Source organism: Acidaminococcus sp. (genome assembly GCF_050873445.1).
Lineage (GTDB): Bacteria > Bacillota > Negativicutes > Acidaminococcales > Acidaminococcaceae > Acidaminococcus.
Genome location: NZ_JBNMIU010000029.1, coordinates 19,440 through 27,049, shown reverse-complemented (window position 1 = coordinate 27,049; position 7,610 = coordinate 19,440). Strand labels below are relative to the sequence as shown.

Genomic DNA, 7,610 nt, shown 5'->3' with positions numbered 1-7,610 from the left:
TTCCCTGCTTGGGAGTATTATAATACACAGTTAGGTTTTTCATGTCAGTTAAATTCTAACACGAAAAAGGACTTTCGGTTCACGAGAATCGGAAGTCCTTTTTCGTATTTTTTGGGGGCTTATTTTTTCACACCCCCTTTTCCAGTTTTTTTTAGTTATCTTTCTTTAAAAATCCCGGTGTGGTCAGGTAGCGGTCGCCGTTATCCGGTAACAGTACCACCAGGGTCTTCCCTTTGTTTTCCGGTCGTTTGGCTACTTCTACAGCAGCGTACAAAGCTGCACCGCCGGAAATTCCGATCAGGAATCCTTCCTTGTGGATGAAGTCACGGGCGGTGGAGTAAGCCTGGTCCGTGGTGGCAGTCAGCACTTCATCATAAATCTTGGTGTTCAGGGTCTTGGGCAGGAAGTTGGTGCCGATGCCCTGGATTTTGTGGGGACCGGGTTTGCCCTTGCTCAGCAGGGGAGAATCTGCCGGTTCCAGAGCGATGACTTTGACGGAAGGTTTCTTTTCTTTCAGGTATTCACCCACACCGGTCAGGGTACCGCCGGTACCTACACCGGCTACGAAAATGTCTACAGCACCGTTGGTGTCTTCATAGATTTCCGGCCCCGTGGTAGCTTTGTGGGCCGCCGGGTTGGCCGGGTTGTCAAACTGTTCCGGAATGAAGCTGCCGGGGATGGAAGCGGCCAGTTCCTTGGCTTTTTCCACGGAACCGGCGATGCCCTTGGCAGCTGCCGTCAGTACTACTTCTGCACCATAGGCGGCAATCAGGTTCCGCCGTTCAATGGACATGGTTTCCGGCATTACCATGATGGCCCGATAGCCTTTCATGGCAGCTACAGCGGCCAGGCCGATGCCCGTGTTGCCGCTGGTAGGTTCGATGATGGTGCCGCCGGGCTTCAGGGTGCCCCGTTTTTCCGCATCTTCAATCATTGCTTTGGCAATCCGGTCCTTTGCAGAACCAGCAGGGTTGAAGCTTTCCAGTTTTACCAGCAGACGGGCTGCCAGGTTTTTATCCGCACCGAACTTTTTCGGTTCCAGCAGGGGGGTATGGCCGATCAGATCCAGGACACTCGTATATACTTTAGACATGGTATTCTCTCCTTTGATTGTTCACAGATGATTTGGTTCCCAGCTACAGCAAAATCAAAAGAGAGTCGACATCGCGGACCGAGGGGCCCGTTCCACCATTCTTTTTGCATAAGGCTTCCTCCTCCTGTTATCGGAAATTCGCTACCCGTTTCAGCGGGAGCACTTTCTGCTGACTGCGCAGGTCGCTGACCTGCCGTTTTAATAGGGCTACCTGTTTTTCCAGGGCTGTAATCTGATCTTCGATAGGGTCGGGCAGATGGTTATGGTTCAGGTCCACATCCCGTTCGCTGTGGGCGGGGGCTACCCGGACACCCTTGCGGGTTACTACATGTCCGGGGATACCCACTACCGTGGAATAGGGAGGCACTTCCTTCAGCACTACGCTGCCGGAACCGATTTTGGCGCCTTCTCCTACGGTGAAGGATCCCAGCACCTTGGCTCCACAGGCTACGACTACATAATCGCCGATGGTGGGATGGCGTTTGCCTTTTTCCTTGCCGGTGCCACCCAGGGTCACGCCCTGATACAAAGTGACATTGTTGCCGATGATGGTGGTTTCGCCAATGACGATGCCGGTTCCATGGTCGATGAACAGTCCTTCACCGATCTGGGCTCCAGGATGGATTTCAATGCCGGTGAAGAATCTGGATACTGTGGAGATGAGCCGGGCCGTCACGAACCAGGATCTTTTATAGAAGAAGTGGGAAAGCCGATACGCCCAGATGGCATGGAGACCGGAATAACACAGGACCACTTCCAGTGTATTCTTCACTGCCGGGTCCCGTTGTTTGATTACCCGGATATCGTTGCGCATGGATGCAAACATAGCGTTCTCCTCCCTTTTTGGATACAAAAAAAGACCGCCTCCTGACAGAGGCGATCTCTCGCGGTTCCACTCTGATTGCAGCAAGAGTTCTGCTGCCACTCATACCGATAACGGCGGCTGCCCGTAAAGTCTTACTTCAGGTTCGGACTTTCAGCTCCCAAAGGCATTCCATCTCCTCAAGCTTCGGCGCAAACTTTCAGCCGGTGATTCGCGCTCTCTGTGCCACTTTTCGAAGTGTACTTGTTTTGGTCATTGCGTTTCTGTTTTTGAATATGGCTGTATTGTATTATTTTTAGATACACTTGTCAAGTATGATTTAAATTTTTTTTTATAGGGCACCCGTTGCAGTTACTCCCGGGAAAATGATATGATATTCTTTACTTGAATGAAAGAAGGAAAAAGAAATGGAGAAGTATTGGACGGGGAAATCCCCGAAAAACCATAAACATCGCGGTTTGCTGCTGGGTGTATGCTCCCTGGTCTTCCTGGGCGTGCTGCTTACGGGCTGCTTTGCTTTGGGGTACCATGGGGTAGGAGCACCGGGGCCTACAGTTCCGGTAAAGGACGAAGCCTCCAAAGATGCGCAGACTCCGCCGGAAAAACAGCAGTCACCGGTGGAAAGTCTGCAGCAGCCCAGAGAAGAAGAGAAAAACGAGGTTCAGCCGGCTGCGGAACAGCCTCTGGAACCCGGAAAGAAGTATTCCGTCCTGGTGGATAAGAGTGACCACAAACTGTATCTGAAAGATGGGGATGCGGTCGTGCGTACCTGGGGCTGTGCCGTCGGCAAGGGCGGATTGGGTCAGAAAGAGCGTCGGGGCGACAATATGACTCCAACGGGGACATTTTCTGTTGATGAAATTGACGATGCTTCTGATTGGGCCCACGATTTCGGGGACGGTAACGGCGAAGTCCAGGGCGCATATGGTCCCTGGTTCCTGAGTCTGGATACGGAAGCATTGAGCGGGGGCAGCTGGGATGGTATCGGCATCCACGGGACCCATGATCCGGCTTCCATCGGCACTGATGCATCGGAAGGGTGTGTCCGTCTGGATAATACAAACCTGCAGCAATTAAAACAAGTTGCGTACATTGGCATGCCCGTGACCATCCAGGATTGATACAGAATATATTTTTGTAATAATCATTCCAGAAAACACTGGAGATGACCGTGCAGTCAAGGCTTTTTAGTATAAAAACTGTTGACCAATTAAACATAAAACTATATATTAAATATAGAAATAATTATTAAAAAGAGTATACAATGAAAAGAAAATGAAGGAGGTGTTGGATACGTTAACCGCAGGAGAATTGGCTCAGCTGCTCCGGGACAATGGCTGTAAAGTCACTCCCCAGAGACTGGCCGTATATGATATGCTGGCTCATACGACGGAACATCCCACGGCGGAAATGATTTACAACAAGGTGAAGGAGAAATATCCCACCATGAGTTTCGCTACGGTATACAAATCCGTAGAAATTTTCAGTAAACTGCACATCATCCAGGTGCTGAATACTGGGGAAGACAGCTTTCGGTATGATGCCAATGTGATGGAACACCCTCATATCCGCTGCATGAAATGCGGCAAGGTGTGCGACGTGCCCCATCTGGATGCCAAAGCCATCGAAAGCCTGGTGGCAGCTGAAACCGGGTTCACTGTCCAAGGCCATCAGTTCTATTTCTATGGTCTGTGCCCGGACTGCCAGTCCAAGAAAAACTGAAGCAGGGAAAATGCCGGACTCGCAAGAGTTCGGTGTTTTTTTACATTTCTTTCCTTGTTTTTGCTATAATGATAAGTATAATAGCGGGGTAAAGGATTGCCCCGACATTTTTGTATAGAACGGTGTTTGTATGGATTTGACGAATTTTGCAGTAGCGGTGCTGGCCAGTGGGAGCCGGGGTAATTCCACCCTGATCCAATGCGGCCAGACCTCCATATTGATCGATGCGGGGATTTCCTGTCGGCGAATCGTCCAGGGACTCCGGGCCTGCGGCCTGGAACCGGGGGAACTTAGCGGGATTTTCCTGACTCATGAACACAAGGACCATGTGGCCGGACTGGAAGTGTTTGCCAAACACTACAGCCAGGTTCCCATCTTTGCCAACGAACGGACCTGGGTCCAGCTGCCGGTGCGGCGGCTGCTGCCCCGCTCCCAGGTACGGGTAATCCCCCGGAGCTGTATACTGGGCAGCCTGCAGATCAAGTCTTTCCGGATCCCTCATGATGCGGCGGATCCGGTGGGGTATGAAATCTTCAGCGAGAAAAGGAAATGTACGTATCTGACGGACTGCGGAACCATCACCAAAACGGTGGAACAGGCGGCTAAAGGGGCGGATGTCATGATACTGGAAGCCAACCACGATGAGACCATGCTGAGGAACGGGCCCTATCCCATTGCCCTCCAACGGCGGATCCTGGGAGAAAACGGCCATTTGTCCAACAGGACAGCAGGCCAGTTCCTGGCTTCTCTGGAGAACCCGCCCCGGGAAGTGTTCCTGGCTCACCTCAGTGAAAAGAACAACACGCCGGAAAGAGCCTGCCAGACCGTGGAGGATGCCCTGGAAGGGGCTTCAGTGACCCGGAAGATCAAACTCTATGTTGCCCGGCAGCAGACGCTGGTCAGCAACGTGTGGTAAAAAAAGGAGAATCATCATGAAATACGATATCAAGAAGAAAACAGCAGGAATCCTGCTGGCCCTGTCCTTAAGCACCAGCATCCTTGCTGCCGGCTGCGGCGCCGCCGGCAGCAAGAGCACCGGCAAAGCAGAAACGAAATCGGCGATGACCCAGGCTGAACAGACCAAACAGAACGAAGCCAAACTCAGTTCTGCCAGGAATACTCCCATCGTCCAGGCAGCCAAGAAAGTGGGTCCTGCAGTAGTCGGTATCACCAACAAAGCCCTGGTACGGGATTATTTCAACCGGACCCAGCTGGTGGAACAGGGCAGCGGTTCCGGCGTGATCTACAGCAAGGACGGCTTGATTGCCACCAATAACCATGTGGTGGAAGGGGCCCAGGAAATCGTGGTGAGCCTGCCGGACGGCAAGACCTATGCTGGTAAGGTGCTGGGTACGGATCCTACTACGGATCTGGCTGTGGTGAAGATCGAAGCCGATGAAGATTTGCCCGTGGCCGAATTTGGGGATTCCGATTCCTTGATGGTGGGCGAACCGGCTATTGCCATTGGCAACCCTCTGGGTATGGAATTCCGGGGCAGTGTCACTGCCGGGGTGATCAGTGCCCTGAATCGAAGCATCGATATGGGCGAACGGCGGTTTAAGCTGATCCAGACTGATGCAGCCATCAACCCTGGGAATTCCGGCGGGGCTCTGGTAAACGCCGATGGGCAGGTCATCGGCATCAACAGTGCCAAGATTGCGGCCAACGGTGTGGAAGGTATCGGATTTGCCATCCCCATCAACGAAGCGAAACCCATCCTGAAAGAACTGGCCGAAAAGGGTCGTGTGGTCCGTCCGTACCTAGGCGTCAGCCTGCTGGACAAGAACCTGGCACAGCGGCTGGGCTTCGATCTGGATCTGAGAGGAGGGCTGTTTGTCGTTAAATTGTTTCAAAACGGCCCTGCATATCGTGGGGCATTCGTCCAAACGATATTATCATTAAGTTCAACGGTACTAAAGTGGATTCTGTAGCCGACCTGCGGGAGGCACTGGGCAAGTGCCAGGTGGGTGAACAGGTGCCGGTGACCATCCTGAGAGGGGACGAAGCAGTGACCAGGACGGTGACGCTGACCGAAATGCCCCAGCAAAGCAGCCAGCAATGATCAAGATCACCATTGCCTGTGTGGGCAAATTGAAGGAAAAGTACCTGCGGGACGCAGAAGCGGAATTTACCAAGAGACTGGGGGCTTACTGCCAGCTGGAAACCCGGTGCATCAATGAGGAGAAGATGCCCGACAATGCCTCCCCGGCGGAGGAAACCCAGATCCTGGAACGGGAAACGGACCGGGTGCTGAAGCTGATCCCGGAACACAGTTATGTGGTGCTGCTGGATCTGAAGGGAAAGGAGATTTCTTCCCCGGAACTGGGGGAAAGACTGGGTCAGTGGATGGTGGAGGGTGTCAGCCACCTGACTTTTGTTATCGGAGGTCCTTTCGGATACACGGACAAACTGCGGAAACGTGCGGATTTCCGCTGGAAATTTTCGCCGCTGACTTTTACCCACCAGATGATCCGGATCCTGCTTCTGGAACAGATCTATCGGGGGTTCAAGATTTTGCGGAAAGAGAAGTATCATCATTGAGAAGACAGTGATTCGTAGTTCGTATTCGGCGGCTGAGCAGAGGCGAGATGCCTAGGTATTTTACCTCTGCAAACAGGCCGCAGATAAGTGGATGGACCGCTAAAGCGGCCCATAGAGGGGAGAGAACAATGGAAAAGGCAAAGGTATATTTTACGGATTTCCGGTGCACGGTGGGGACCAGCCTGTTGACGAAGCTCCAGCGGCTGTGTAAGCGGGCCGGGCTGGAAACAATGGATCTGGAAGGCAAATATGTGGCCATCAAGATGCATTTTGGTGAACTGGGCAATCTGGCTACCATCCGGCCCCAGTATGTGAAGGCTCTGGCGGATCTGATCAAGGCCAAGGGAGGAAAACCTTTCCTGACGGACTGTAATACCCTGTATCCAGGCAGCCGGAAAAATGCTCTGGATCATCTGGAATGTGCAGCCCTGAATGGGTACAATCCTACCACTACTGGCTGCCAGATCATCATCGGTGATGGATTGAAGGGCACTGATGAAGTGGAAGTGCCGGTACCGAACGGGGAATACGTCAAGAAGGCCAAAATCGGACGGGCAGTGATGGACGCCGATGTGTTCATCAGCCTGGCCCATTTCAAAGGGCATGAATGCACTGGTTTTGGCGGGGCTTTGAAGAATATCGGCATGGGCTGCGGCAGCCGGGCCGGCAAAATGGAACAGCATTCCTCCGGCAAGCCCAAGGTGAATGAAGAACTGTGCCGGGGCTGCCAGCGGTGCGCTTCCGAATGCGGGTCTGACGCTATTTCCTACGAAAACCACAAAGCTCACATCAATGAGAAAAAGTGTGCCGGCTGCGGCCGCTGCATTGGGGCCTGTGCCTTTGATGCCATCGAGACGGTGCAGTGGGATGCCAACGAACTGCTGGACAAGAAAATGGCTGAGTACGCCCTGGCTGTGATCCACGGCCGGCCCAATTTCCATATCAATCTGGTCATGGATATTTCTCCCAACTGCGACTGCCACGGGGAAAATGATGCCCCCATCCTGCCCAATATCGGCATGTTCGCCTCTTTCGACCCGGTGGCTCTGGATCAGGCCTGCGCTGATGCCTGCCAGAAAGCTCAGCCTCTGCCGGGCAGCCAGCTGTCCGACCATTTGGCGGAAAAGGGCTGGAAATGTCATCACGACCATTTCCTGGACAGCAATCCCCGGGTAGATTGGGAAACCACTCTGGAGTACGGGGAAAAGATCGGGATTGGCACAAGACAGTATGAATTGATTAAGATGTAAGTCAGTATCTATCCAATTTGGCTATTCCATCAGTGCTGCTTCCTGCTGCGCAGGACGGCACCGCTGAAAGCCAAATTGGATTTTTTTATGAGATTTACCCTGATTATTGAAGTTGATGTTTCCTGTTTATCATGATAGGCTTTAGAGGAAAAGTGTGAAGAATTGATCTTATGTTGACAGC

General features: G+C 52.6%; 7 protein-coding genes, 1 pseudogene and 1 other annotated feature. Of the genes and pseudogenes, 6 read left to right on the top strand and 2 right to left on the bottom strand.

Annotated features, from left to right (window positions below; translation table 11 throughout):
- Positions 1 to 151 precede the first annotated feature (151 nt).
- Together cysK and cysE are read right to left on the bottom strand one after the other, a co-directional pair.
- Positions 152 to 1,093: a cysteine synthase A gene (gene cysK, locus ACR0QW_RS06445; RefSeq protein ID WP_432642883.1), complete on the bottom strand. Its 942-nt coding sequence runs from the start codon at positions 1,091 to 1,093 to the stop codon at positions 152 to 154.
- A 127-nt stretch (positions 1,094 to 1,220) separates the two neighbouring features.
- Positions 1,221 to 1,919, bottom strand: a complete 699-nt coding sequence (gene cysE / locus ACR0QW_RS06440) for a serine O-acetyltransferase (protein ID WP_432642882.1) — start codon at positions 1,917 to 1,919, stop codon at positions 1,221 to 1,223.
- Between the two features lie 43 nt (positions 1,920 to 1,962).
- Positions 1,963 to 2,181: a binding site (T-box leader), on the bottom strand.
- 142 nt (positions 2,182 to 2,323) lie between these two features.
- Between cysE and ACR0QW_RS06435 the strand changes: the two genes are divergently transcribed.
- From ACR0QW_RS06435 to ACR0QW_RS06410, 6 genes and pseudogenes are all read left to right on the top strand, one after another.
- On the top strand, positions 2,324 to 3,037 hold the full coding sequence (locus ACR0QW_RS06435) for a L,D-transpeptidase family protein (protein ID WP_432642881.1): 714 nt from the start codon (positions 2,324 to 2,326) through the stop codon (positions 3,035 to 3,037).
- Positions 3,038 to 3,191: 154 nt separating this feature from the next.
- Complete coding sequence (locus tag ACR0QW_RS06430; protein ID WP_432642880.1) at positions 3,192 to 3,638, top strand: Fur family transcriptional regulator; 447 nt, start codon at positions 3,192 to 3,194, stop codon at positions 3,636 to 3,638.
- 130 nt (positions 3,639 to 3,768) lie between these two features.
- Positions 3,769 to 4,554: an MBL fold metallo-hydrolase gene (locus ACR0QW_RS06425; RefSeq protein WP_432642879.1), complete on the top strand. Its 786-nt coding sequence runs from the start codon at positions 3,769 to 3,771 to the stop codon at positions 4,552 to 4,554.
- Between the two features lie 16 nt (positions 4,555 to 4,570).
- Positions 4,571 to 5,700: pseudogene (locus ACR0QW_RS06420) on the top strand (S1C family serine protease).
- Positions 5,697 to 6,179, top strand: a complete 483-nt coding sequence (gene rlmH, locus ACR0QW_RS06415; RefSeq protein ID WP_432642878.1) for a 23S rRNA (pseudouridine(1915)-N(3))-methyltransferase RlmH — start codon at positions 5,697 to 5,699, stop codon at positions 6,177 to 6,179. The pseudogene ACR0QW_RS06420 and the gene rlmH overlap by 4 nt, the downstream one beginning before the upstream one ends.
- A 128-nt stretch (positions 6,180 to 6,307) precedes the next feature.
- Positions 6,308 to 7,429 (top strand): DUF362 domain-containing protein, encoded by a 1,122-nt coding sequence (locus ACR0QW_RS06410; RefSeq protein WP_432642877.1) that lies wholly within the window; start codon positions 6,308 to 6,310, stop codon positions 7,427 to 7,429.
- The last annotated feature ends 181 nt before the right edge of the window (positions 7,430 to 7,610 follow it).

Coding starts and splice junctions, on each gene's coding strand:
- ACR0QW_RS06430 (WP_432642880.1), top strand. CDS start 3,192: ATGAAGGAGGTGTTGGATACGTTAACCGCAGGAGAATTGGCTCAGCTG.
- ACR0QW_RS06435 (WP_432642881.1), top strand. CDS start 2,324: ATGGAGAAGTATTGGACGGGGAAATCCCCGAAAAACCATAAACATCGC.
- cysE (WP_432642882.1), bottom strand. CDS start 1,919: ATGTTTGCATCCATGCGCAACGATATCCGGGTAATCAAACAACGGGAC.
- rlmH (WP_432642878.1), top strand. CDS start 5,697: ATGATCAAGATCACCATTGCCTGTGTGGGCAAATTGAAGGAAAAGTAC.
- ACR0QW_RS06410 (WP_432642877.1), top strand. CDS start 6,308: ATGGAAAAGGCAAAGGTATATTTTACGGATTTCCGGTGCACGGTGGGG.
- cysK (WP_432642883.1), bottom strand. CDS start 1,093: ATGTCTAAAGTATATACGAGTGTCCTGGATCTGATCGGCCATACCCCC.
- ACR0QW_RS06425 (WP_432642879.1), top strand. CDS start 3,769: ATGGATTTGACGAATTTTGCAGTAGCGGTGCTGGCCAGTGGGAGCCGG.